Source organism: Pseudoroseicyclus tamaricis, from assembly GCF_012070395.1.
Classification (GTDB): domain Bacteria; phylum Pseudomonadota; class Alphaproteobacteria; order Rhodobacterales; family Rhodobacteraceae; genus Pseudoroseicyclus_A; species Pseudoroseicyclus_A tamaricis.
In genome coordinates this window covers 539290-563095 of record NZ_JAAFYS010000003.1, presented here as the reverse complement: position 1 = coordinate 563095, position 23806 = coordinate 539290, and the positions used below count along the sequence as shown (strand labels likewise).

At 70.6% G+C, this 23806-nt stretch carries 20 protein-coding genes; 9 read left to right on the top strand and 11 right to left on the bottom strand.

The annotated features are described in order from the left end of the window. Positions 1-59: 59 nt before the first annotated feature. Together rfbD and rfbA are read left to right on the top strand one after the other, a co-directional pair. Entirely contained in the window at positions 60-926 is an 867-nt protein-coding gene (gene rfbD, locus GY170_RS14535; protein WP_163894871.1) for a dTDP-4-dehydrorhamnose reductase, read from the top strand. Beyond that, positions 923-1810 carry a glucose-1-phosphate thymidylyltransferase RfbA gene (rfbA, locus tag GY170_RS14530; protein WP_163894869.1) on the top strand — a complete coding sequence of 296 codons (888 nt, stop codon included), beginning with the start codon at positions 923-925 and terminating at the stop codon, positions 1808-1810. The genes rfbD and rfbA overlap by 4 nt, the downstream gene beginning before the upstream one ends. A 305-nt stretch (positions 1811-2115) precedes the next feature. Here the strand turns inward: rfbA and GY170_RS14525 are convergent, their stop codons facing one another. Further along, positions 2116-3186, bottom strand: a complete 1071-nt coding sequence (locus tag GY170_RS14525; protein ID WP_163894867.1) for an NAD(P)/FAD-dependent oxidoreductase — start codon at positions 3184-3186, stop codon at positions 2116-2118. 125 nt (positions 3187-3311) lie between these two features. On the opposite strand from GY170_RS14525, the gene GY170_RS14520 reads away from it, so the two are divergent. The 3 genes from GY170_RS14520 (at position 3312) to GY170_RS14510 (ending at position 4882) form a co-directional block, all read left to right on the top strand. Next, positions 3312-3644 carry an ArsR/SmtB family transcription factor gene (locus GY170_RS14520; protein WP_163894865.1) on the top strand — a complete coding sequence of 111 codons (333 nt, stop codon included), beginning with the start codon at positions 3312-3314 and terminating at the stop codon, positions 3642-3644. Further along, positions 3641-4126, top strand: coding sequence for an SRPBCC family protein (locus GY170_RS14515; protein ID WP_163894863.1), 486 nt, complete (start codon positions 3641-3643; stop codon positions 4124-4126). The genes GY170_RS14520 and GY170_RS14515 overlap by 4 nt, the downstream gene beginning before the upstream one ends. 333 nt (positions 4127-4459) lie before the next feature. Then, the gene (locus tag GY170_RS14510; RefSeq protein WP_163894861.1) at positions 4460-4882 is read left to right on the top strand and encodes a CBS domain-containing protein; all 423 of its coding nucleotides are present in this window, start codon (positions 4460-4462) and stop codon (positions 4880-4882) included. Positions 4883-5080: 198 nt separating this feature from the next. Here the strand turns inward: GY170_RS14510 and GY170_RS14505 are convergent, their stop codons facing one another. The 7 genes from GY170_RS14505 to xdhA all read right to left on the bottom strand — a co-directional run bounded on the left by GY170_RS14505 (position 5081) and on the right by xdhA (position 14751). Continuing rightward, positions 5081-6169 carry a BMP family ABC transporter substrate-binding protein gene (locus tag GY170_RS14505; protein WP_163894859.1) on the bottom strand — a complete coding sequence of 363 codons (1089 nt, stop codon included), beginning with the start codon at positions 6167-6169 and terminating at the stop codon, positions 5081-5083. Positions 6170-6228: 59 nt separating this feature from the next. Further along, on the bottom strand, positions 6229-7155 hold the full coding sequence (locus GY170_RS14500) for an ABC transporter permease (protein WP_163894857.1): 927 nt from the start codon (positions 7153-7155) through the stop codon (positions 6229-6231). Between the two features lie 10 nt (positions 7156-7165). Continuing rightward, positions 7166-8251 (bottom strand): ABC transporter permease, encoded by a 1086-nt coding sequence (locus GY170_RS14495; RefSeq protein ID WP_163894855.1) that lies wholly within the window; start codon positions 8249-8251, stop codon positions 7166-7168. A 93-nt stretch (positions 8252-8344) separates the two neighbouring features. After that, entirely contained in the window at positions 8345-9871 is a 1527-nt protein-coding gene (locus GY170_RS14490) for an ABC transporter ATP-binding protein (RefSeq protein ID WP_163894854.1), read from the bottom strand. Next, positions 9868-10809, bottom strand: a complete 942-nt coding sequence (gene xdhC / locus GY170_RS14485) for a xanthine dehydrogenase accessory protein XdhC (protein ID WP_163894852.1) — start codon at positions 10807-10809, stop codon at positions 9868-9870. Before xdhC ends, GY170_RS14490 begins: the two co-directional genes overlap by 4 nt. Positions 10810-10972: 163 nt before the next feature. Next, positions 10973-13408, bottom strand: coding sequence for a xanthine dehydrogenase molybdopterin binding subunit (gene xdhB / locus GY170_RS14480; RefSeq protein WP_163894850.1), 2436 nt, complete (start codon positions 13406-13408; stop codon positions 10973-10975). Then, positions 13405-14751, bottom strand: coding sequence for a xanthine dehydrogenase small subunit (gene xdhA / locus GY170_RS14475; RefSeq protein ID WP_163894848.1), 1347 nt, complete (start codon positions 14749-14751; stop codon positions 13405-13407). Before xdhA ends, xdhB begins: the two co-directional genes overlap by 4 nt. A gap of 288 nt (positions 14752-15039) precedes the next feature. On the opposite strand from xdhA, the gene GY170_RS14470 reads away from it, so the two are divergent. Next, positions 15040-15570 (top strand): DUF2269 family protein, encoded by a 531-nt coding sequence (locus GY170_RS14470; RefSeq protein ID WP_163894846.1) that lies wholly within the window; start codon positions 15040-15042, stop codon positions 15568-15570. 50 nt (positions 15571-15620) lie between these two features. Here the strand turns inward: GY170_RS14470 and GY170_RS14465 are convergent, their stop codons facing one another. The 3 genes from GY170_RS14465 to GY170_RS14455 form a co-directional block, all read right to left on the bottom strand. After that, the gene (locus GY170_RS14465) at positions 15621-16376 is read right to left on the bottom strand and encodes a hypothetical protein (RefSeq protein ID WP_163894844.1); all 756 of its coding nucleotides are present in this window, start codon (positions 16374-16376) and stop codon (positions 15621-15623) included. Positions 16377-16495: 119 nt separating this feature from the next. Continuing rightward, positions 16496-19993: a DNA polymerase III subunit alpha gene (gene dnaE / locus GY170_RS14460; RefSeq protein ID WP_163894843.1), complete on the bottom strand. Its 3498-nt coding sequence runs from the start codon at positions 19991-19993 to the stop codon at positions 16496-16498. A 158-nt stretch (positions 19994-20151) separates the two neighbouring features. Further along, positions 20152-20340, bottom strand: a complete 189-nt coding sequence (locus GY170_RS14455) for a SlyX family protein (protein WP_163894841.1) — start codon at positions 20338-20340, stop codon at positions 20152-20154. 95 nt (positions 20341-20435) lie between these two features. Here GY170_RS14455 and hisS point away from each other — a divergent pair, with 95 nt between their 5' ends. From hisS to hisG, 3 genes are read left to right on the top strand one after another with little or no spacing between them, the layout of a single operon-like run. Next, positions 20436-21923 (top strand): histidine--tRNA ligase, encoded by a 1488-nt coding sequence (gene hisS / locus GY170_RS14450; protein WP_163894839.1) that lies wholly within the window; start codon positions 20436-20438, stop codon positions 21921-21923. Then, complete coding sequence (locus GY170_RS14445; RefSeq protein WP_163894837.1) at positions 21920-22999, top strand: ATP phosphoribosyltransferase regulatory subunit; 1080 nt, start codon at positions 21920-21922, stop codon at positions 22997-22999. Before hisS ends, GY170_RS14445 begins: the two co-directional genes overlap by 4 nt. Continuing rightward, positions 22996-23685, top strand: a complete 690-nt coding sequence (gene hisG / locus GY170_RS14440; protein WP_163894835.1) for an ATP phosphoribosyltransferase — start codon at positions 22996-22998, stop codon at positions 23683-23685. Before GY170_RS14445 ends, hisG begins: the two co-directional genes overlap by 4 nt. Positions 23686-23806: the final 121 nt, after the last annotated feature.

Sequence of the window (23806 nt, the reverse complement as noted above, 5' to 3'; positions counted from 1 at the left end):
CGCGCGATTTCCGTGCACGATTTTCGCGCGAAAATCGTGGTTGAGCGGAGAGCATGCACATGAAGATCCTGATGTTCGGCAAGACGGGCCAGGTCGCCCGCGAGGTGCTCGCCCGCGCCGAGGACGTCATCGCGCTGGGGCGCGACGAGGCCGACCTCTCCGATCCCGGCGCCTGCGCCGCGGCCATCGCCAAGGCGGCGGAGGAGGGGGCGGAGATCGTGATCAACGCCGCCGCCTATACCGCCGTCGACAAGGCGGAGGAGGAGGAGGACCTAGCCACTGCCATCAACGGCGCCGCGCCCGAGGCGATGGCCCGCGCCGCTGCCTCCGCCGGGCTGCCGTTCCTGCACATCTCCACCGATTACGTCTTCGACGGCGCCGGAGAGGCGCCCTTCGCGCCCGATCACCCCACCGCCCCGCTCGGCGCCTATGGCCGCTCCAAGCTGGCGGGGGAGGAGGGCGTGCGCGCCGCGGGCGGCCAGTCCGTGATCCTGCGCACGTCGTGGGTCTTCTCCGCCCAAGGCGGCAACTTCGTGAAGACGATGCTGCGCCTCTCCGAGAGCCGCGACCGGCTGACCATCGTCGGCGACCAGATCGGCGGGCCGACCCCGGCGGCGGACATTGCCGAGGCGCTCCTCGCCATCGCCGCCGCCTTCCACGAGGGGCGGGGCGTGCCCGGCACCTATCACTTCGCCGGCGCGCCGGAGACCTCCTGGGCCGGCTTTGCCCGCGAGATCTTCGCGCAGGCGGGCCGCGAGGTGGAGGTGGCCGATATCCCCTCCGCCGAGTACCCCACTCCTGCCGCGCGGCCGCTCAATTCCCGCCTCGATGGCACGACGCTGGAGGAGGCCTATGGCATCCGCCAGCCAGACTGGCGCACCGGGCTGACAGACGTGCTCGCCGCCCTCCAGAAGGAGACCCCATGACCAACCGCAAGGGCATCATCCTCGCCGGTGGCTCCGGCACGCGGCTCTACCCGATCACGATGGGCCTCTCCAAGCAGCTGCTGCCGCTCTACGACAAGCCGATGGTCTATTACCCGCTGACGGTGCTGATGCTCGCCGGCATCCGCGAGATCGCGGTGATCACCACGCCGGAGGATCAGGCCCAGTTCCAGCGGGCGCTGGGGGATGGCAGCCAGTGGGGCCTCACCCTCACCTACATCCAGCAGCCGAGCCCCGACGGGCTCGCGCAGGCCTATATCCTCGCCGAGGAGTTCCTCGCCGGCGCTCCCTCTGCCATGGTGCTGGGGGACAACATCTTCTTCGGCCACGGCCTGCCGCAGTTGCTCGCCCGGGCGGACGAGAAGGAGACCGGCGGCACCGTCTTCGGCTACTACGTCGCCGATCCGGAGCGCTACGGCGTGGTGGACTTCGCGGCCGACGGCTCGGTGAGGGAGATCATCGAGAAGCCGGCCAAGCCGCCCTCGCATTACGCGGTAACGGGGCTCTACTTCCTCGACGGCTCGGCGCCGGAGCGGGCCAAGCAGGTCAAGCCGTCGGAGCGGGGGGAGCTGGAGATCACCACGCTGCTGGAGATGTACCTCCACGACGGCGCGCTGGACGTCCTCCGCATGGGTCGCGGCTATGCCTGGCTCGACACGGGCACGCATGATTCGCTGCTGGATGCGGGGAACTTCGTACGGACGCTGGCGAAGCGGCAAGGCCTGCAGACCGGCTCGCCAGACGAGATCGCCTTCAACCTCGGCTGGATCGACGAGGCCCAGCTCGGCGAGCGGGCGCAGACCTTCCGCAAGAACGATTACGGGAAGTATCTGGCGGACCTGCCGCTCCACGACCGGCAGGCCTGAGGGGAGGGACTGGCCGGGCGGGATTCGACCCGCCCTGCATCCGGCGTAGCTCCCCGAAGGGCGACTCTCTCCTACCTTCGCCGCTCAGCACCCCGCCCGTAAGCGCGCCGCAGGCGCCGGGCGAGCGCCGGCCCGTCCCGTGGGCTGGCGCTCTGGCTGGGGCAGCGCTGAGCTTCCCGCTCGGAGGGGGGGGCGGGCATCAATCGCAATAGCGGATCAGGAGGAGCGCCACCCCACGAGCCGGCGCTCACCCGTCGCTCAGGCCGACGGAAAGGGGGCGAAGGGGCGGCGGGGTGAACCCCGTTCTACCGCAGCCGCGCCGGGTGCAGGGCTGCCACCACCTCTGCCGAAAGCTCCGTCGCCGGGCCACCCACGTGGCTCGCGACCAGCCGGCTCGCCGCGCAGGAGGTCTGGAAGCCGTAGCCCCCTTGGCCGGCGCACCAGAGGAAGCTCGGCTCGTCAGGATCGGGCCCCAGCACCAGCTGCCGGTCAGGCGCGAAGGTCCGCAGGCCCGCCCAGGAGCCGATCAGCCGCGTCACCTCCGCCGTCACATAGGCCTGGTAGCGGTCGATGCCCTCGGCCAGCACCATGTCGTCGGCCCAGGCGTCATGCGGCTCGGCCGGGTCTTCCTCCGATGGCGAGACGATCAGCGCCCCGGCGTCGGGCTTCATGTACCACCCCTCTCCCGGCCCCATCACCATCGGCCAGCCGCGCACCTCGTGCCCCTCGGGCGCCGGGATGCGGGCCATGGAGCGGCGGAAGGGCGTCAGCCCCAGCGGCGCGATGCCGGCCAGCCTTGCCACGCCATCGGCCCACGAGCCGGCGGCATTCACCAGCACCGGCGCCTCCACCGTCTCGCCGCTCTTCAGCGTCACGCGCCAGAGCCCGGCCTCGCGGGTGATGCCCGTCACCTCTGCCCCGGTGCGGATCTCGCCATTGGTGCGGATCATCTCGCCGAAGCGGGTCATCAGCCCATGCGTGTCGATATCCCAGGCGCCGGGGTCATAGGCCGCACGGTCCACCACCGCCGGGTCGAGGATGGGGCAATGGCTGAGCGCCTCGTCGGGGCCGATCTCCGTCAGCTCCATGGCGGCGATGTCGGCCGCGAAGTCCTCCGCCTCGCTCTCGCGCCCCACCAGCAGCAGCCCGCGGGGCGAGAGGACGGCAAGCGCCTCAAGCTCCGCCCCGCTGGCGCGGTTGAGCGCCACGGTGCTGGGCAGGCCGTAGCTCTGCTCGTAAAGCGCCGCCGAGCGGCCGGAGCTGTGGTAGCCCAGATGGCTCTCGCGCTCGAGCAGGGTGACGCGGCCGAGCTCCGCCAGCCGGGCGCCCGCGGAGAGGCCGGCAATGCCGCCGCCGATGACGATGAAGTCGCTCATGCCCTGCTCCCGCTGCTGCCCGCCCCTTCCTGACAAAGCCGCCCGGGCTTGCCAAGGCGCGGAAACAAAGGTGGCCACCTAAGTTTCCAGTTGACGCCTCGCTCGCCGCGCACTTACTTAGCCACATGCCTAAGCAACCAGACCTCGACCAGACCTTCCACGCTCTTGCCGACCCCACCCGGCGGGCGGTGCTCTCCGCCCTGGCGGAGGGGGAGAAGAGCGTCGGCGATCTCGCTGCGCCCTTCGGGATGGCGCTGCCAAGCTTCATGCAGCACCTCAAGGTGCTGGAGGAGGGGCAGCTCATTCGCACCGAAAAGCGCGGCCGCCGCCGCATGTGCCGCCTCGACCCCGCCCGCTTCGCCGAGGCGAAGGAGTGGATGGAGGCCGAACATCAGCGCTGGACGGCAAGGCTCGGCCGCCTCGGCGCGTATCTTGACCGAAAGGACAACCTGCAATGACCGAGCAGACAGACGAAGCTTCCCCGCTAGACACCTGGGAGCTTGAGCGGGAGATCGTGCTCACCCAGCTCTACCCGCATCCGCGCGAGGTGGTCTTCGCCGCCTGGACGGATCCGGCCGCGCTCAGCGCCTGGTTCGGGCCGGAGGGGCTGGCAATCGAAACGAAGGAGGCCGACATCCGCGAGGGCGGCCACTGGAAATTCGACATGGTCGGCGCGGATGGCACCCGCTTCGAGAACCTCATGCAGTTTCGCCGCATCGTTGCGCCCTCGCTGATCGTCGCCGACCATGGCGATTACGATCCGCAAAGCCCCGACCGCTTCCGCCTGACGGTGACGTTCGACCAGCAGGATGACGGTCAGACCGTGCTGACCCTGCGCCAGCTCCACCCCAGCCCGGCACGGCGCGAAACTGTCATCGGCTTCGGCGCCGTCGCGTACGGCATGCAGACGCTGGCCAAGCTCGGCACCTGGCTGGGCTGAGTGCCCGCCACGTGTGGAGCGCGCGGCCGATGAACGCGTCGGCGCCATCGTCGTGCCGCTCGAGGGCCCGATCGTCGGCATCCCGTGCCTCCACGCCCGAATGCTGCGGCGCCCCTCGCAAACGGCACCCGGAATGCCAGGGCGCCGCGGCCCGGCCCCTCCCCAGCCGTGCATCGGTCGCGCGACATACACGCATGACGTGTAAGTTGCCGAAAATTATCGGAAATTTTCCGTTTCGGCCGGCCGCCGGTCCGGTATTCCCGACTGCCGCCGGCTTCCGGCCCGGCTAGTCTGCCGCCACCATCACCTATGCCAACCGGCAGGAAGGGAGAGATGCCACGGACCCTCGGCGATCTCGCCGCGCTCAGAACCCTCGTCTCGGCCGAGCCGGACATGCCGATCCTCGATGCCTGCAAGCGCATGTGCCAGGAGCGGATCGGCGCCATCGTGGTGATGCGGGGCGAGAACCTCGTCGGCATCGTCTCCGAGCGTGACATCCTGCGCCGCGTCATCTGCCGCCTCCGCGAGGTGGGGGAGACGAACGTTGGCGACGTGATGACGCCCGGCCCGATCACCGGCGAGGAGGGTGAGAGCCTCGTGGAGGGCCTCAAGAAGATGCGCGCCCACGACGTGCGCCATCTGCCGGTGATGCGCGACGGGGTGCCCGTCGGCATCGTGGCGGAGCGGGACATGCCCCCCGCCAGCCTCCTCGCCCTCGAGACGCCGGAGCGCCGGGTGGAACGCCTGCGCTCCTGACCCCGTTCTCTGCCCAAGGCGCGCCACCCGCCCCACGCCCCCTCTCGCCCTTTTCCAAATACCTCCGGGGGTCCGAGGGCTGGCCCCCGGTCCCGCAAGGGCCACCAGCGCCCCGGCCCGCCCCGGAGGGCCCGCACCCCCGCAAATGAAAAAGGCCCGCCCCCGGGGGGCGGGCCTTCGCTCGCGGTCAGGGCTGCGTCAGGAGGGGATGTCGCCCGTCAGGCCTTCGACGAAGAAGTCCATGCCGAGCAGCTGCTCGTCGGTCGCCACTTCGCCCTCTTCCAGCCAGACACTGCCGTCCTGCTTGTTGATGGGGCCGGTGAAGGGGTGGTACTCGCCGGAGGAGATGGCATCGATCATCTCCTCCGCCTCGGCCTTCACCTCGGCCGGGACGGCATCGGTGATCTCGCCGATGACGACGTGGCCGTCGGACATGCCGCCCCAGGTGCCCGTCGGCTCCCACGTGCCGTCCATGACGGCCTGCACGCGCTCGATGTAGTAGGGGCCCCAGTCGTCGATGATCGAGGCGACGCGCGGCATCGGCTTGAAGGCCGCCATGTCGGAGGCCTGACCGAAGGTGTAGACGTTGCCCGCCTGCTCCGCCGCCGCCTGCGGCGCGGTGGAATCGGTGTGCTGCAGGATGACGTCGACGCCCTGCTCGATCAGCGCCTGGGCCGCGTCGGCCTCCTTGGCCGGGTCGAACCAGGTGTAGGCCCAGACGACGACCATCTCGACATCGGGGTTCACCTCCTGCGCGTGCAGGAAGGAGGAGTTGATGCCCTGGATGACCTCGGGGATCGGGAAGGAGCCGATGTAACCGATGCGGTTGGATTCCGTCAGGTGGCCGGCGATCAGCCCCTCGACGGCGCGGCCTTCGTAGAAGCGGCTGTCATAGGTGGCGAGGTTGTCGCCGCGGATGTAGCCGGTGGCGTGCTCGAACTTCACGTCCGGGAACTGCTCGGCGACCTCGGCAGTGGCGTCCATGTAGCCGAAGGAGGTGGTGAAGATCAGGTCGGCCCCGGCGAGCACCATCTGGGTGATGGCGCGGGCGGCGTCGGCGCCCTCGGGCACGTTCTCCTGGTAGATGGTCTCGACGGCGTCGCCGAAGTGCTCTTCCACCTCGAGGCGGCCCTGGTCGTGCTGGTAGGTCCAGCCGCCGTCGCCGACGGGGCCGACGTAGATGAAGCCGACCGTCAGCGGGTCGTCCTGCGCGTGAAGTGGCGCGCCGAGGGTGGCGCAGAGCGCGGCGGCTGCGCCGGTGGCGGCGAGCAGGGTTCGTCTTTGCATATCTCTTACTCCCTTACTGTCCCGGGGATTGGCCCGCCCGGGGGGCATCTTCTTGGCCTCTAGCGCGAGGCATGGAACGATCGGCCCAGTGAGCCCGGCGCCCCCAGCGCCGCGCCGCCCCTGCCGGCCGACAGGATCACGAGCACGATGATGGTGACGAGATAGGGCGACATCGACAATATCTCGACCGGCACACGGGCGCCGGCGGCCTGCAGGTTGAGCTGCAGCACGGTGATGCCGCCGAAAAGATAGGCGCCGACCAGCAGCCGGATCGGCCGCCACGAGGCGAAGACGACGATGGCCAGCGCGATCCACCCCGCCCCCGCCGTCAGCCCTTCCGTCCATTGCGGCACGCGGATGATGGAGAGGTAGGCGCCCCCCAGCCCCGCCATGGCGCCGCCGAAGGCGATGGCGGCAAGGCGGATGCGGACGACCTTGTAGCCGAGCGCGTGGGCGGCCTCGTGGTTCTCACCCACCGCCTTGAGGATCAGCCCGGCACGGGTGCGGTTGAGGAAGTACCAGACGGCCGCGACCATCCCGAGGCCGAGGTAGACGAGAAAGTCATGGCGGAAGAGGATGCGCCCCAGCACGGGCAGGTCGGAGAGCAAGGGGATGTCCAGCCGCACCGTCGCCGGCGCGCGGATGCCCACGTAGCTCTGCCCGATGAGGGAGGCGAGGCCGAGGCCGAAGAGCGTCAGTGCCAGCCCCGTCGCCACCTGGTTGGAGAGCAGGTACTGCGTCAGCACCCCGAAGATGAGGCTGAGCGCCGCCCCCGCCAGTGCCGCGGCGATGAAGCCCATGGTGGCGGAGCCGAAGCCCACCCCGGCGGCGAAGCCGACGACGGCGCCGGTGATCATCATCCCCTCCACCCCGAGGTTCAGCACCCCGGCACGCTCGACGATCAGCTCGCCGAGGGCGGCGAAGAGGATCGGCGTCGAGGCGACCATGAGGGAGGCGAGGAGCAGGATCGGGTTGATGTCGCCCATGGGTCTCTCCTCAGGCCGCGGCGTCTGCGCCGAAGCGCGGGCGGAAGTTGGTCAGCACATCGAGCGCCAGCAGGAAGAACAGCAGCATCCCCTGGAAGAGCTGGATGGCGGCGGCCGGCAGGCCGAGCTGGAGCTGCGCCATCTCGCCGCCGATGTAGGTGAGCGCGAGCAGCAGCCCGGCGAGCAGGATGCCGATCGGATGCAGCCGCCCGAGGAAGGCGACGATGATCGCCGTGAAGCCATAGCCGACGCCGAAATCGATGGAGATCTGCCCCGCCGGGCCCGTCACCTCGAAGATGCCCGCCAGCCCGGCGAGAGCGCCGGAGATGAGCATGGCGAGGATCACCAGCCGCTTCGGGTCTACCCCCGAGAAGGCGGCGGCGCGGGGGCTGGCGCCGGTGACCCGGATGGCGAAGCCGAGCGTGTGGCGCGACAGGAGCACGTAGGCGGCGATCACCGCGATGAAGGCGAAGGCGACGCCCCAGTGCATGCCGGTGCCGGCGATGAGCTCGGGGTTCGCCGTCGTGTCCCACCGGGCGAGGTTGCGCGAGCCGGGAAAGCCCATGCCCTCGGGGTTCTTCAGCGGCCCGAGCGCGGCATAGGCGAGGATGTTCTCGGCCACGTAGACGAGCATCAGCGACACGAGGATCTCGTTGGTGCCGAAGCGCACCTTCAGGATGCCGGGGATCCACGCCCAGAACGCCCCGCCGATGGCGCCGGCGACGATCATCAGCGGAAAGACCAGCCAGCGCGCCTCGGAGGGATAGAACGCCAGCCCCACGGCGGCGCCGGTGACGGCGCCCATGATGTACTGCCCCTCCGCCCCGATGTTCCAGATCCCGGCGCGGAAGCCGAGCGACAGGCCGATGGCGATGAGGATCAGCGGCCCGGCCTTCACCAGAAGCTGCGGCCGCGTGTAGCTCGCGAAGGAGCCGAAGAGAGGATCCCAGAAGATCGTGCGGATGGCGAGGATCGGGTCCTTGCCGAGGAAGACGAAGAGGATGCCGCCGACGATCATCGTCAGGACGACGGCGAGGATCGGCGTGGCCCAGGACCAGGCCTCGGACGGCTGCGGGCGTCGTTCGAGGCGCATCATGCGGCGGCTCCGGCGGCGAGGCCGGAGGGGGCTCTGCCCCCGCGCCTTTGGCGCCCCCCGGGATACTTGGAGAAAAGCGAGAGCAGGATGGGATCAGGCATGATCCGCCTCCGCCTCGTGCATGTCGTGGGCGCCGCCGAGCATCAGGCCGATCTGCTCCATCGTGAGGCCCTTGGCAGGGCGGGGGGCGGTGAGCACGCCGGCATTGAGCGCGGCGAAGCGGTCGGAGATTTCCATCAGCTCGTCGAGGTCCTGGCTGACGACGATGACCGCCGCGCCCTTGGCGGCAAGATCGAGCAGCGCCTGCCGGATCGAGGCGGCGGCGGAGGCATCTACGCCCCATGTCGGCTGGTTGACGACGAGCACCTCGGGCGCCTGCAGGATCTCCCGCCCGATGACGAACTTCTGCAGGTTGCCGCCCGAGAGGGAGCGCGCCGCATTGCCCGGGCCGGGGGTGCGGACGTCGAAATCCTTGATGACCTCCTCGGCATAGCCCTTCGAGCGGCGCCAGGAGATGAAGCCGTTGCGGCTGAGCTTCTTGCGCACGCGCGCGGTGAGGGCGGCGTTCTCCGTCAGCGTCATGTCGGGGGCGGAGGCGTGGCCGTTGCGCTCCTCCGGCGCGGCGAGGAGGCCAAGCGCGCGGCGGGCATCCGGCGGGCGGTGGCCGACGGGCTGGCCCTTGAGCTGCACCATCTGCGGCTTGGTGCGCATCTCGCCAGACAGGGCGAGGAGCAGCTCGTCCTGCCCGTTGCCGGCGACGCCGCCGATGCCGAGCACCTCCCCCTTGCGCACCTGCAGGGAGACGTCCTTGAGGGCCGTGCCGAAGGCGCGGGGGGAGGGGGCGGAGAGGCCCGCAAGCTCAAGCACCACCTCGCCGGGCGGGGCGGCCGCCCGCTCCGGCACGTGGAGGACGGAGCCGACCATGAGCTCGGCCATCTGCCGCGCCGAGGTCTCGCGCGGGTCGCAGGTGGCGACGACCTTACCGAGGCGCAGGATGGTGGCCGTCTCGCAGAGCGCGCGGATCTCCTCCAGCTTGTGGCTGATGTAGAGGATCGACGTGCCCTCCTCGCGCAGCTTGCGCAGGGTGTGAAAGAGGATCTCCACCTCCTGCGGGGTCAGCACGCTTGTCGGCTCGTCCATGATCAGCAGCTTGGGGTCCTGCAGCAGGCAGCGGATAATCTCCACCCGTTGCCGCTCCCCGGCGGAGAGGTCGCCGACCGTGCGCGACGGGTTCAGCGGCAGGCCGTAGGCCTCCGAGACATCGCGGATGCGCTGGGCCAGCTCGCCCATCGGCGGCGGTTTCTCCATGCCGAGGGCGATGTTGTCGGCGACGTTGAGCGCGTCGAAGAGCGAGAAGTGCTGGAAGACCATCGCCACGCCGCGCGCCCGCGCCTGGCTCGGCTCCGTCGGCTCATAGGGGGCGCCGGCCAGTGTCATGGAGCCGGAATCGGGGCGGACGAGGCCGTAGATCGTCTTCACCAGAGTCGACTTGCCGGCGCCGTTCTCGCCGAGGAGCGCGTGGACCTCACCGGCCCCGATGTCGAAACTGACATCCTCGTTCGCCACCACACCGGGATAGGCCTTGGTCAGCCCTTTCAGGCTGAGGAGCACCTCGCTCATCCGGTCATATCCCCCATTCGCGCCGCGCTCTCCCCTGCGGCTTTTCCAGACAGTAGGGCAGCGGCGACGGAGATCGCAATGGCCTGCGGGTGCCGTCCGAGGGATGGATCGCCGATCGGGCAGGCGATGCGGGAAATTTCGGCGGGCGAATGGCCCAATGCGGCCAGTCGGTTGCGGAAGCGTGCCCATTTGCTGTGCGAGCCGATCAGCCCGGCTTGTACGAACCCGTGGGTGAGGAGCGCGTGGCAGAGGGCGAGATCCAGTGGGTGGGAATGGGTGACGATGAGGTGCCAGCCGTCCTGCGGCAGGCCGGGCACCAGCGCCGCCGGCTCCTCCGCGATGCGGGCGGTGACGCCGGCGGGCAGGGCCGGCGGCAGCCGCGCCTCGCTGATGTCGACGAGCGTGATGTCGAAGCCGGGCAGGGGGGCGACCACCTCGGCCAGCGCCCGGCCGACATGGCCGGCGCCCCAGATGACGAGCGCCCGCCCCTCGGCCGGCGCCGCCTCGATCAGCCAGCCTTCCAGCTCGACGGGCGCCGCCCCCGGCCGCATCCTGCTCGCGCGCGCCGCGACTTTCGGCGGAATCTCTCCGGCCGCGCCGAGAGGCCGCGCCCATGGCAGGGCGCCGGGGAGCGCCTCCGCTACGAAGCGCTCCCAGATCAGCCGCACGGCGCCGCCGCAGCACTGGTCGAGCGCCGGCCCGAGTGCCAGCGTCTCCCGCCGCAGTGCCGGTCCGCCGGCCAGCATCTCGCGCGCCGCGGCCATGGCCTGCCACTCCAGCGCCCCGCCGCCGATCGTCCCCTCGGCCCCGTCCGCCCAGACGAGCATCGACGTCCCGGCGCTGCGCGGCGCCGAGCCCGCGGTATGCGCGACGAGCACCCGCACGACTTCCCCGTGCGCCGCCACCGCTCGCCCTAGCCTTTCCAGATCGAAGCTCATGACCGGTCGGGGCGAAGGAGCGCCATCGCCCATCGCCCCCCTGTCTTTGGTCCAAGGAAATCCTCGGGGGGGTCGCCATCGGCGCGCCATTGGTCCGAGCGACAATGGCGACGGGGCAGACAGCCCCCCGGTCCGACGCCGCCACAGGCGGGCCGCCCGGTGCTCATGCCCCGCGCGCCCGCCGGATCGCCTCCAGCACATGTTCCGGCGTCGCCGGGGCCTCCAGCGCCGGGTAGGCCGGGCCGCAGGCGGCGCAGGCGTTCGAGAGGGCGAGGAAGGCGGAGATGGCCAGCATGAAGGGCGGCTCGCCCACGGCCTTGGAGCGGTAGATCGTCTCCGACCGGTTCTCCCCGGAATGGAGCGTGACGTTGAACTCTTCCGGCCGGTCGGAGCAGGCAGGGATCTTGTAGGTAGAGGGCGCGTGCGTGCGCAGCCTCCCCTTGCCGTCCCACGCCAGCTCCTCCGTTGTCAGCCAGCCGGCGCCCTGCACGTAGGCGCCCTCGATCTGGCCGATGTCGATGGCCGGGTTCAGGGAGGCGCCGACATCGTGGAGGATGTCGGTGCGCAGGATGCGGTTCTCGCCCGTGCGCGTGTCGAGCAGCACCTCCGTCACCGCCGCGCCATAGGCGAAGTAGAAGAACGGCCGGCCCTGTCCCTTGAGCCGGTCCCAGTGCAGGTGCGGCGTCTTGTAGAAGCCGGAGGCGGAGAGGGAGACGCGGCTCTCGTAGGTCAGCTTCGCCGCTTCCTCGAAGGAGACGGAGGCGCCGCCGAGATGCACGCGGCTGTCCTCGAAACGCACCTCCTCGGGCTCGCCCTGCAGGTGCTTCGCCACCACCTCTGCCATCCGCTCGCGGATCGTGTCGGCGGCATTGGCGGCGGCCATGCCGTTGAGGTCGGCGCCGGAGGAGGCGGCGGTGGCCGAGGTGTTGGGCACCTTGCCGGTATCGGTCGCCGTGATGCGCACGCGGCTGGCCTCCACCCCGAATCGCGCCGCCGTCACCTGCGCGACCTTCTGGTTGAGCCCCTGGCCCATCTCGGTGCCGCCGTGGTTCAACCGGATCGAGCCGTCCTGGTAGACGTGGACCAGCGCCCCGGCCTGGTTGAGGTGGGTCAGCGTGAAGGAGATGCCGAACTTCACCGGCGAGAAGGCGAGCCCCTTCCTGAGCGCGCCGCCGGCGGTGTTGAATTCCGCCACCGCGCGCTTGCGGGCGGCGTAGTCCGAGCTCTCCAGCAGCTTGGCGGTGATCTCGTGGAGGATGAAATCCGTCACCTCCATGCCGTAGGGCGTCGTCTGCGCCTTGGGCTTCGGCGAATGCTCTCCGGCGAAGGGGCGGCCCCGGCCCGTGCCGCTCGACACCTCGTCGGCGCGGGAGAAGCTGTCCGGCGCCTCGCGGTCCGGCGTGTCCGGCGTGTCGTCCACCTCCGGCTTGTCGGGGCCGTGCTCACGCAGCGGCGGCGCTTCGGCATAATAGTTCGCCCGGCGCACCTCGACCGGGTCACGGCCCAGCTCGTGGGCGATGTGGTCGATGATCCGCTCCATGCCCAGCATGCCCTGCGGGCCGCCGAAGCCGCGATAGGCGGTGTTGGAGGCGGTGTTCGTCTTCAACCGGTGAGAGGTGATGCGGATCGCCGGCAGGTCGTAGGAGCTGTCGGCATGCAACATCGCCCGGTCGGCCACGGGCAGCGACAGGTCCATCGACCAGCCGCAGCGGATCAGCTGGGTGACGTCGAGGCCGAGGACCCGGCCGTCGTCGTCGAAGCCCACCTCGTAATCGACCCGCGCATCGTGGCGCTTGCCGGTGAGCACCATGTCGTCGTCGCGGTCATAGCGCATCCGGGCGGGGCGCCCGGTGGCCGCGGCCACCACGGCGCAGGCGATGGCGAGCCAGTTGCCCTGGCTCTCCTTACCGCCGAAGCCGCCGCCCATGCGGCGCATCTCCACCCGGACGTCGCCCATGTTGAGGCCGAGCGCCTCGGCCACCTTGTGCTGGATCTCCGTCGGGTGCTGGGTGGAGGCCTGCACGAGCAGCTCCTCCGCCTCCAGCGGCGTCACCTGCGCGGCCTGCCCCTCGAGGTAGAAATGCTCCTGCCCGCCCATCGTCAGCGAGCCCGACAGCCGGCGCGGGGCAGAGGCGATGCCGTCATCCGGCGCGCCCTTCTCCCAGACGATCGGGCCGCCCTCGAAGCGGCTGCTCGCCGCCAGCGCCTCGTCGATGGTGAGGATCGGCGTCTCTTCAGCGTAGGTGATCTTGCCCAGCCGCGCCGCCTTGCGGGCGGCGAGGTGGGAGGTGGCGGCGACGAGGAAGATCGGCTGGCCGTCGTAGAGCACCTCGTCCGTCAGCAGCGGCTCGTCGTGGAGCGGCGAGGCGGAGCAGTCGCAGGGGCCCGGCAGATCCTCCGCCGTCCACACGCGCACGACGCCGGGCGCGGCGCGCACCGCATCGAGATCCATCTCCTGCACCCGGCCCCTGGCGATCTGCGCCATGCCGAAGGCAAGGTGGAGCGTGCCGGGCTGCATCGGCAGGTCGTCCACGTAGGTGGCCTGCCCGGTGACATGCAGGCGGGCGGAATCATGGGGGAGGGGTTTCGCGACGCTCATGCCCGCACCTCCTCTTTCCGGCCCGCCATCTCGGCGACGTAGCGCAGCGCGAGGCCGCGGGCCGCCTCCGACCGGTAGGCGGCGGTGGCGCGCATGTCGGTCAGCGGCGAGAAGTCGGCGTCGAGCGCGGGGAGGGCGGCGGTCATCGCCTCCTCCGTCAGCGGCTGGCCGAGCAGCGCCTGCTCGAAGCCGCTCGCCCGCTTGGGGATGCCCGCCATGCCGCCGAAGGCGACGCGGGCGGAGGAGACGGCGCCGTCCGTCACCTCGATGTTGAAGGCACCGAGCACGGCGGAAATGTCGGAATCGAACCGCTTGGAGATCTTCCAGACGCGGAAAGCCGGGGCCTCGGCGGGGAAGCTCACCGCCTCCACGAACTCCGCCTCGCGCCGGTCCTGCTTGCCGTAATCGAGGAAGAACTCCTCCAGCGGGATCTCGCGGCGGTCATCGCCCGCCCGAAGGTGCAGCGTGGCGCCCAGCGCGATCAGCGGCGGGGCGTTGTCGCCGATGGGAGAGGCATTGGCGAGCGAGCCGCCGATGGTCGCCGCCGAGCGGATCTGGACGGAGGCGAAGCGGCGCAGCATTGCGGCATAGCTGGGGAAGTGCTTCGCGAAGAGCGGCAGCAGCGTCTCCATCGTCTCCATCGCGCCGACGCGGATGCGGCCGCCGGAGACGTCGACGCCCTTCAGGTCGGCGCAGCGGTTGAGGAAGATGATCGGGGCGATGTCCCGCAGGTCCTTCGTCACCCAGAGGCCGACATCGGTCGCCCCTGCGACCAGCGTCGCCTCGGGGTGTGCCGCGTAGAGCGCCGCCAGCGCGTCGGCGCTTTCGGGCGCGGCATCGCTCGGGCGCGGCTCCAGCGGGGCGTCCTGCATCCAGGCGGGCACGGCAGCGCCTTCCGCCGCCTTGGCGGCGCGGATGATCGGGGCGTAACCGGTGCAGCGGCAGAGGTTGCCGGCGAGCACGTCGTCATGATCCGTCCGCCCGTTGAGGTGGCCGACAGCCATGGAGACGACGAAGCCCGGTGTGCAGAAGCCGCACTGGCTGCCGTGCTTCTCCACCATCGTCTCCTGCACCGGGTGCAGGCTGCCATCCGGCCCCGCGAGGCCCTCGACGGTGCGCACGGCCTTCCCTTCGAGCTGCGGCAGGAAGAGGATGCAGGCGTTGAGGGGGCGGGCGCCGCCCTCGTCCGTCACCATGACGGTGCAGGCACCGCAATCGCCCTCGTTGCAGCCCTCCTTGGTGCCGGTCAGGCGCCTCTCGAGGCGCAGCCAGTCGAGCAGGGTGGTGTCCGGCGCGGCATCGGCCGTCACCTCTTCTCCATTGAGAGAGAAGCGAACCTCCATAAGATGTGGTCCCGCCGCCTTACACTCCTGGGCGTATTCGCTGCCGATGCGGCGTAGACAGCGCGCCGTTTCGCCCGATGAAACCGGGCCTTGCCGCCTTTGGCAAGCCTTTCGCCACGGCCTTTCCCGCCGCGCCCCCTCGTTTTTCCCCGGCGATGGCTGAGGAGGCACGCCGGGCACGTCCGCAGGTGACCGGCAGGTGACCGGCACCCGGGTGAGGTTTCCCCTACTCGCCGGAATGCAGGGCCGGGCCTAGAGCGCGGCAGCTATTTTCAACGAGGATCGATCATGGACGCTTACGTCCTTTTGAAGTTCATTCATGTCGTCGCCGCGATGCTCTGGGTAGGCGGTGGCCTCACCTTCCTCGCGCTCAGTGCCGTCCTCGGGCGGGACATCGCTGGCCAGATGGCGCTGGTGCGCATCATGGGACGGCTGGGCGCGGTGATGATGCCTGCAAGTCTTGCGGTGCTGCTCTCCGGCGGCGTGCTCGTCTGGCTCGGCGAATGGGGCTTCGAGGCCTGGGTGGCGGTGGCGCTCGTCTCAGCCGGGGCCAGCTTCGTGCTCGGCGGGGCAGTGCTCAAGCCGGCGCTCGACCGGGCGCTGCCGCTCGTCGAGGCGGGCGACGCCTCCGGCCTCGCGTCCGCCACGCCGGCGCTCTGGCGCGCTGGGCGGATCGAGCAGGGGCTGCATATCGTCACCGTGGCGATGATGGTCATCAAGCCCGAATGGGCGGACCTGCACCTGATCGTCGCCTTCGTCGCGCTCGTCGCCGCAGCGGTGATCTTCTCGGGCCGTCGCGGCCGCCCGGCGCTCGTCTGAGCGCGGACCAAAGGCCCCGGTGCGCAGCCCGCGCGCCGGGCGTCCGGTTCTCAGAAGTCCGTCGCCGCGACCGAGCCGTCGCTGAGCAGGATGTTGGCGAAGGTCTCCTGCGCGAGGTTGGCGTAGAGCGTCATGAAGGTCGTCCGCTGGCCCAGCCGCTCGATATCCGAGCCGCAGGGCGTGCCGGCGGCGACGCGGCAGACGGAGGCCTTGATGGCCTCGTAGGCGCGGGCGGTCGGCGTCATCGGCAGGACAGCCTCGGGCGTCATGTAGCGCACCATCTCGTGGGTGCCGACATCGCCGAACATCGCCAGCGAGGCCGTCACCTGCCGGGCGCAGTCATTGCCGAAGCCGGTGATGTAGAAGGTGCGGGGCTGGGCCGAGCCCGGCTCGCTGTCCCACAGCTCGTAGCCGGAGGAGGCGCCGACGCGGGTGCCCATCTCGGAGTCCGGCAGGCCGCAGACGGTGGCGAGGTGGCCCCAGGGCAGCTCGGTGCCCGGCGCGATGGTGGGCGAATCGCTCGGCGGCACGGCCGGAACCGCCGGGACGGCGGCGAAGAGGCTGGCGAGGAAGCCGCCGCCGGTGGCGGCGGGCCGCGACGCTGCCTCTTCGGCAGCGGCCGCGCCGTCCTCGATGGCGCCCTGAAAGAAGTCGAGGCCGCTGTCCGCGCCCTGCGGTGCCACGAGATCCGCCGTCGCGGTGCCCGCGGGCACCGTCGCCTCGTCGTAGCGGCCCAGATCGGCGAGCGGATCGGCACAGCCCGTCAGAATGGCGGCCGCGCAAGCGGCAGCGATGATGCCTCTCATCGAACGAAAACCCCTGATTGTCCCCTGGCCGAGCTTCTAGCCGAAGTGGGCGGGCCCCGCGAATCCCTTGTCCCCGCTTCGGCGCTTCCTTGCCGGCGGGGCAGGGAAAGCCAGTGGAATCAGACCTCCTGCACCTCCACCACGCCGGGGAGGGAGCGCAGCGCGCCCTTGATCTGGGGGGAGACGGGGTAGATGTCGCCGCAATCCATCTCCACCTCGCCCGGCAGCCCGTCGGCCATCAGGCAAAGGTAGACCGGCCCGCGCGCGCCCGGCACCTTCTGCTCCTTGGCGCGGGAGAGGACGGAGGCGATGGAGGGCACGACATCCGCCGCCTCGAGGAACAGCCGCAGCCCGTCGGAACCGGCGCCGGCCAGCATCCCGTCCACCGGCGTCACCGCCCGGGCGAGGAGCTTGAGCTGGTCGGATTCCATCGTCGCCTCGACCTGCATCGTCACCAGCGAGCCCGTCTCGAGATGCTCGCGCGTCAGCTCCAGCACGTCGGAGAACATCGTCACCTCGTATTGCCCCGACGGGTCGGAGAGGCCGACGAAGGCGAAGCGGTTGCCGCGGGCGCTCTTGCGCTCCTGCCGGGCGGTGACCGTGCCGGCCATGCGGGCGACGAAGGGGCCGGATTCGGCCTTCTTCTCCACCTCCTCCAGCGTCATGACACCCTGCCGGCGCAGGCCCGACATGTAATCGTCGAGCGGGTGGCCGGAGAGGTAGAAGCCGATGGCCTTGAACTCCTCCGCCAGACGCTCGGCCGGCAGCCAGTCGTCGCGGGGCGGCAGGCGCGGCTCGGGCAGATCATCCCCCGCCTCGCCGAAGAGGGAGACCTGCGCGGAGCCCTTCGCCTCGTGAATCGCGGCCGAATAGGCGACGAGCGGGTCGAGGCTGGCGAGCACGCGGGCCCGGTTGCCGTCCAGCGCATCGAAGGCGCCGGCGCGGGCCAGCATCTCCAAGGGGCGCTTGCCGATCATCTTCATGTCCACCCGGCGGGCGAAATCGAAGAGCGTCACGAAGGGCTTGTCGCCCCGCGCGCTCTCGATCAGACGCATGGCCTCGACGCCGACGTTCTTGAGCGCGCCGAGCGCGTAGACCAGCCGCCCGTTCACCACGGTGAACATCGCCGACGAGCGGTTGACGCACGGCGGCACCGTCTCGATGGAGAGGCCCTTGCGGACCTCCTGGAAGTAGATGGCCAGCTTGTCCGTCAGGTGGATATCGCAGTTCATGACGCCGGCCATGAACTCCACCGGGTGGTTCGCCTTGAGCCAGGCCGTCTGGTAGCTCACCACGGCATAGGCGGCGGCGTGCGACTTGTTGAAGCCGTAGTTGGCGAACTTCTCCAGCAGGTCGAAGACCTCGCCCGCCTTCTCCTTCGTCACGCCGTTGGCCAGCGAGCCCTCGATGAACTTCGGGCGCTCCTTTGCCATCTCCTCGGCGATCTTCTTGCCCATGGCGCGGCGCAGTAGGTCGGCGCCGCCGAGGCTGTAACCCGCCATCTCCTGCGCGATCTGCATCACCTGTTCCTGGTAGACGATGATGCCTTGCGTCTCTTCGAGGATGTGGTCGATCGAGGGGTGGATGGAGGCGCGGGCCTTCTTGCCGTTCTTTACCTCGCAATAGGTCGGGATGTTCTCCATCGGGCCGGGCCGGTAGAGCGCCACCAGCGCCACGATGTCCTCGATGCAGGTCGGGCGCATGCGCTTCAGCGCATCCATCATGCCCGACGATTCCACCTGGAAGACGGCGACGGTCTTGGCGCGGGCGTAGAGCTCGTAGCTCTTGGTATCGTCCAGCGGGATATGCCCGATGTCGTTCTCCGCCCCCTCGGGCGGGTCATAGAGGCGCGTGCCGTCCGCCGCCTCGTGCAGGTTGCGCCCCGAGGCGAGGATGATGTCGAGCGCGTTCTGGATGACCGTCAGCGTCTTCAGGCCGAGGAAGTCGAACTTCACGAGCCCGGCCTGCTCGACCCATTTCATGTTGAACTGGGTCGCCGGCATGTCAGAGCGCGGATCGCGGTAGAGCGGCACGAGCTGGTCGAGCGGCCGGTCGCCGATCACCACCCCGGCGGCGTGGGTGGAGGCGTTGCGGTAGAGCCCCTCGACCTGGCCCGCATAACGCAGCAGCCGGTCCACCACCTCGGCGGATTTCGCCTCCTCCCGCAGGCGCGGCTCGTCGGCCAGCGCCTTCTCGATGGAGACGGGCTTCACCCCCTCCACCGGGATCAGCTTGGAGAGGCGGTCGACCTGCCCGTACGGCATCTGCAGCACCCGGCCGACATCGCGGACGGCGGCCTTGGAAAGGAGGGCGCCGAAGGTGATGATCTGCGCGACCTTCTCGGAGCCGTACTTGCCCTGCACGTAGTGGATCACCTCCTCCCGGCGATCCATGCAGAAGTCGATGTCGAAGTCCGGCATCGACACCCGCTCGGGGTTGAGGAACCGCTCGAATAGTAGCGAATAGCGCAGCGGGTCGAGATCGGTGATCGTCAGCGCATAGGCGACGAGGGAGCCGGCGCCGGAGCCGCGGCCGGGGCCGACGGGGATGTCGTGATCCTTGGCCCATTTGATGAAGTCGGCCACGATCAGGAAGTAGCCGGGGAAGCCCATCCCCTCGATGATCCCCAGCTCGAACTCGAGGCGCTGCTCGTACTCCTCCACGCTGGCGGCATGGGGGATGACGGCGAGGCGGGCCGTGAGGCCCTCCTTCGCCTGTCGGCGCAGCTCGTCCACCTCGTCATCGGCGAACTTCGGCAGGATCGGCTTGCGCTTGGTGACGCGGAAGGCGCAGCGCTGCGCGATCTCGACTGTATTGGCCAGCGCCTCGGGGAGATCGGCGAAGAGCGCCGCCATCTCCTCCTGGCTCTTGAAGCTGTGCTGGGGGGTGAGGCGGCGCCGCGGCTCCTGCTGGTCGACATAGGCGCCCTGCGCGATGCAGAGGAGCGCATCGTGCGCCTCGTAGAGATCGGGCTTGGGGAAGTAGCAATCGTTCGTCGCGACGAGCGGCACCCCCTCGGCATAGGCCCAGGTGACGAGCCCCTCCTCGGCGCGGATCTCCTCCGCCGGCAGGCCGGATTCGCCGGGGTGGCGCTGCAGCTCGACATAGAGCCGGTCGCCGAAGATCTCCCTCAGCCGTGCCAGGTGCGCCTCGGCCTTGGGCCGCTGCCCGCTGGCGAAGAGCCGCCCGGCCGGCCCGTTCGGGCCGCCGGTCAGGCAGATGAGGCCCTCGGCGTTCTCCGCCAGCTCCTGCATCGTGACATGCAGCGCGTCGGGGCCCTGTCGCAGGTAGAGGCGGGAGTTGAGCTGCATGAGGCTCATGTACCCCGCCTCGCTCTGCGCCAGCAGGACGAGCGGCGCCGGGTCGGGCATCCGCTTGCCGGGCTCTGGGGCGAGGTAGGCCACGTCGACCTGACAGCCGATGATGGGCTGCACCCCGGCGGCGACGGCAGCCTCGGAGAATTGCAGCGCCGCGAACATGTTGTTCGTGTCTGTCAGCGCGACGGCGGGCATGGCGGCCTTGGCGGCAAGGCCGGGCAGCTTCTTCACCGGGATGGCGCCCTCGAGGAGCGAATGCTCCGAGTGGGTGCGCAGGTGGATGAATCGGGGGGAGGGCATGGGGCCCAGAATGGCCCTCCGCGGCGGCGGGGGCAATGGTGACCGGGCGGCGGAGGGGGGCTGTCTGCCCCCCGCTGGCTGCGCCAGCCCCCCCCGAGGAATATTTCGAGAAAAGCGAGGAGGCGAGACGCGCCCGGACGGGTGCGGTGAGCGCGGCCTCAGTAGTGGGGCGGCGGGCGGTCGGCGGGGGGCATCTGGCCGGCGGCTTCGCGCTCGACCTCGCGCTCCATCAGCATGCCGACGCGGCGCTCGAGGCGTTCGACGAGACGCGCCTGGCGGGCGACCTCCGCCGAGAGGTCGTCATTGGCGCGCTCCAGGTGGGCGATGCGTTCTTCCAGCTCTTCCATGTGACGCCAGATGGCGCGGGCGGGGCGGCTTGTCCAGCCGGTTGCTCCTGAGGCGCCGGGGCGGTAAGGCACGCGCGCAAAGCCGGGAGAGGCAGATGGCCAAGGACAAGCGGCGCCGGCCGAAGGCCGAGACGCCCAAGGGATTTCGCGATTATTTCGGCCCCGAGGTGACGGAGCGGGCGTCGATGCTCGCCCGCATCGCCGAGATCTACCACGCCTACGGTTTCGAGGCGCTGGAGACCTCGGCGGTGGAGACGGTCGAGGCGCTGGGCAAGTTCCTCCCCGATGTCGACCGCCCCAACGAGGGGGTCTTCGCCTGGGAGGAGGACAGCGACTGGCTGGCCCTGCGCTACGACCTGACGGCGCCGCTGGCGCGGGTGTACGCGCAGCACCGGAACGATCTGCCCTCGCCCTACCGGCGCTACCAGATGGGCACCGTCTGGCGGAACGAGAAGCCGGGGCCGGGGCGCTTCCGCCAGTTCTATCAATGCGATGCGGATACGGTTGGCGCGCCCAGCGTGGCGGCGGACGCCGAGATCTGCGCCATGGCCGCCGACGTGCTGGAGGCCATCGGCATCGCGCGGGGCGACTATCTGCTGCGCATCAATAACCGCAAGGTTCTGAACGGGGTGATGGAGGCAGCGGGCGTCCTTGACCCGTCCGACCCCGAGCGCTTCGCCGCCGAGCGCGGCATCGTGCTCCGCGCCATCGACAAGCTCGACCGGCTGGGCGAGCAGGGCGTGCGCGCGCTCCTCGGCGAGGGCCGCAAGGACGAGAGCGGCGACTTCACCAGGGGCGCCGGCCTGGCGGACGAGCAGGCCGAGATCGTCCTCGCCTTCACCGAGGCCCGCCGCGACACCGCCGCCGCCACGCTCTCCCGCCTCTCCGAACTCGTCGCCACCTCCGAGACCGGCCGCGCCGGCGTGGAGGAGCTGGAGACCATCGGCACCCTGCTGGGCGCGCAGGGCTACGATGACAGCCGCGTGCTCATCGACCCCTCCGTCGTGCGCGGCCTCGGCTACTACACCGGCCCCGTCTACGAGGCCGAGCTGACCTTCGAGATCATGGACGAGAAGGGCCGCCCGCGCTCCTTCGGCTCCGTCGCCGGGGGCGGGCGCTATGACGATCTCGTCAAGCGCTTCACGGGGCAGGAGGTGCCGGCCACCGGTATCTCCCTCGGCGTCGACCGCCTGCTCGCCGCCCTCGCCGCCAAGCGCGGCGCCGCCACCGCCGCCGCCGGGCCCGTCGTCGTCACCGTGATGGATCGGGCGCGCATGGGCGATTACCTCGCCATGGCGACCGAGCTCAGGAACGCCGGCATCCGGGCGGAGGTCTACCTCGGCAACCCGAAGAACTTCGGCAACCAGCTCAAGTATGCCGACAAGCGCGCCTCCCCCATCGCCATCATCCAGGGCGAGGATGAAGAGGCCCGCGGCGTCGTGCAGCTGAAGGACCTGATCCTCGGCGCCAGGATCGCCGAGAGCGCCAGCCTTGAGGAGTGGAAGGACCAGCCGGCCCAGAAGGAGGTGGCGCGCGGCGATCTCGTCGCCGAGGTTCGCGCCATGCTCGCGAGCCGGTCGTGACGCCGCAGATCCGCGCCGAGGCGGCGCGCCTGTCGGCCCATTTCGCGGCCCATGGGGCGGAGCCGGTGGAGACGCCGATCCTGCAGCCCGCCGACGTGCTGCTCGACCTTTACGGCGAGGATATCCGCGCCCGCGCCTATGTCACCTCCGACCCCCTGCGCGGCGAGATGATGTTGCGCCCCGACTTCACCGTGCCGCTGGTGCGCGCGCACATGGAGAGCGGGCGCGCCGAGGCCCGCTACACCTACTCCGGCGAGGTCTTCCGCCGGCAGGAGGAGGAGACGGGCCGCCCCAGCGAATACATCCAGGTCGGCTACGAGGTCTTCGGCGGCACCTTTCCGGAGGCGGATGCCGAGGTCTTCGCGACGCTCCATTCCGCGCTGGAGGGGCTGGAGCTTCGGGCCGTGACCGGGGACATCGGCCTGATCGTCGCCGCCGTCGCCGGCCTCAACACCATCGAGGCGCGCAAGCGGGCGCTTCTCCGCCACATCTGGCGGCCCCGCCGCTTCCGCGCGCTCCTGGAGCGGTTCTCCGGCCGCCGCCCGGCGCCCGCCGGCCGCGCCGCCCTGCTGGCGGCAGAGGATCCGCTCGCCGGGGCGGGCCCCGAGATCGGCAAGCGCGGCGCCCGCGAGATCGCGGCCCGGCTGGAGGCGCTGCGGGAGGATGCCGCCGCCGCCCCCATCTCCGAAGGGGAGGTGGCGCTGCTCGACGAGATCATGACGCTCTCCGCCCCGCTGCCCGAGGCGATCGGCGCGCTGGAGGACATCGCCATGAGCCTGCCCTCCATCGAAGCCGCGCTTTTGCGCCTCAAGCAGCGGACGGAGGCGCTGGCGGCCCGCGGCCTCGCGCCCGAGGCGCTGGAGTTCGAGGCCAGCTTCGGCCGCACGGCGCTGGAATATTACGACGGCTTCGTCTTCGGCCTCGTCGCCCCCGGCCGGCCCGACCTGCCGGCGGTGGCGACGGGCGGCCGCTACGACGCCCTCACCCGTGTCCTCGGCGGCGGCCGGGCGGCGCCGGCGGTGGGCGGCGTGATCCGCCCCGAGCTGGTGGTGGAACTTCGGGGGAGCGCGCAATGATCCGCCTCGGCGTGCCCTCCAAGGGCCGGCTCATGGAGAAGACCTTTGACTGGTTCGGCCAGCGCGGCCTGACGCTCCGCCGCACCGGCTCCGACCGCGACTATGCCGCCGAGGTGGCGGGCGTCGCGGGGCTGGAGCTGAACCTCGTCTCCGCCGGAGAGGTGCCCCGGGCGCTGGCGGACGGGCGGCTGCATCTCGGCGTCACCGGCTCCGACCTCGTGCGCGAGAAGCTCGCCGGCTGGGAGCAGGTGGTGCGAGAGCTGGCGCCCATGGGCTTCGGCGGCGCGGATCTCGTGATCGCGGTGCCGAAGCTCTGGGTCGACGTGGAGACGCTGGACGATCTCGACGCCGCCGCCGCCGCCTTCCGCCGCACGCATGGCCACCGCCTTCGCATCGCCACGAAATACCACCGGCTGGTGCGGGAGTTCCTGCGCGACGAGGGCGTGGCCGACTACCAGCTCATCGACAGCCAGGGCGCGACGGAAGGCACGGTGAAGGCGGAGACGGCCGAGGCCATCGCCGACATCACCTCCACCGGAGAGACGCTGCGTGCCAATGGCCTCAAGGTGCTGCCCGGCGGCCTGATCCACTCTAGCCAGGCGACGCTCTTCAAGTCCCGCCGCGCGGAGTGGAGCGATGCCGACCGCGCCCTCCTGCAGGAGCTGACGGCCCGCCTCGGCCTCTGAGCCGGGCCGGCCCTGCCCGCTTCCCGCCCACCCACCCCGCGGGCGCAGGGCCGCCCCTCAAGCCCCCGGAGCACCCCCGCCCCGGGATCCCATTTCATCTGGCCAAAAATACCGCGGGGGT

What these genes read in the sequence shown, in the direction of transcription:
- GY170_RS14455 (WP_163894841.1), bottom strand. Translation starts at nt 20,340, where the DNA reads ATGGAAGAGCTGGAAGAACGCATCGCCCACCTGGAGCGCGCCAATGAC.
- GY170_RS14490 (WP_163894854.1), bottom strand. Translation starts at nt 9,871, where the DNA reads ATGAGCGAGGTGCTCCTCAGCCTGAAAGGGCTGACCAAGGCCTATCCC.
- GY170_RS14505 (WP_163894859.1), bottom strand. Translation starts at nt 6,169, where the DNA reads ATGCAAAGACGAACCCTGCTCGCCGCCACCGGCGCAGCCGCCGCGCTC.
- xdhC (WP_163894852.1), bottom strand. Translation starts at nt 10,809, where the DNA reads ATGAGCTTCGATCTGGAAAGGCTAGGGCGAGCGGTGGCGGCGCACGGG.
- GY170_RS14520 (WP_163894865.1), top strand. Translation starts at nt 3,312, where the DNA reads ATGCCTAAGCAACCAGACCTCGACCAGACCTTCCACGCTCTTGCCGAC.
- xdhB (WP_163894850.1), bottom strand. Translation starts at nt 13,408, where the DNA reads ATGAGCGTCGCGAAACCCCTCCCCCATGATTCCGCCCGCCTGCATGTC.
- GY170_RS14500 (WP_163894857.1), bottom strand. Translation starts at nt 7,155, where the DNA reads ATGGGCGACATCAACCCGATCCTGCTCCTCGCCTCCCTCATGGTCGCC.
- GY170_RS14515 (WP_163894863.1), top strand. Translation starts at nt 3,641, where the DNA reads ATGACCGAGCAGACAGACGAAGCTTCCCCGCTAGACACCTGGGAGCTT.
- hisS (WP_163894839.1), top strand. Translation starts at nt 20,436, where the DNA reads ATGGCCAAGGACAAGCGGCGCCGGCCGAAGGCCGAGACGCCCAAGGGA.
- GY170_RS14525 (WP_163894867.1), bottom strand. Translation starts at nt 3,186, where the DNA reads ATGAGCGACTTCATCGTCATCGGCGGCGGCATTGCCGGCCTCTCCGCG.
- GY170_RS14470 (WP_163894846.1), top strand. Translation starts at nt 15,040, where the DNA reads ATGGACGCTTACGTCCTTTTGAAGTTCATTCATGTCGTCGCCGCGATG.
- dnaE (WP_163894843.1), bottom strand. Translation starts at nt 19,993, where the DNA reads ATGCCCTCCCCCCGATTCATCCACCTGCGCACCCACTCGGAGCATTCG.
- xdhA (WP_163894848.1), bottom strand. Translation starts at nt 14,751, where the DNA reads ATGGAGGTTCGCTTCTCTCTCAATGGAGAAGAGGTGACGGCCGATGCC.
- GY170_RS14495 (WP_163894855.1), bottom strand. Translation starts at nt 8,251, where the DNA reads ATGATGCGCCTCGAACGACGCCCGCAGCCGTCCGAGGCCTGGTCCTGG.
- hisG (WP_163894835.1), top strand. Translation starts at nt 22,996, where the DNA reads ATGATCCGCCTCGGCGTGCCCTCCAAGGGCCGGCTCATGGAGAAGACC.
- GY170_RS14510 (WP_163894861.1), top strand. Translation starts at nt 4,460, where the DNA reads ATGCCACGGACCCTCGGCGATCTCGCCGCGCTCAGAACCCTCGTCTCG.
- GY170_RS14465 (WP_163894844.1), bottom strand. Translation starts at nt 16,376, where the DNA reads ATGAGAGGCATCATCGCTGCCGCTTGCGCGGCCGCCATTCTGACGGGC.
- rfbA (WP_163894869.1), top strand. Translation starts at nt 923, where the DNA reads ATGACCAACCGCAAGGGCATCATCCTCGCCGGTGGCTCCGGCACGCGG.
- rfbD (WP_163894871.1), top strand. Translation starts at nt 60, where the DNA reads ATGAAGATCCTGATGTTCGGCAAGACGGGCCAGGTCGCCCGCGAGGTG.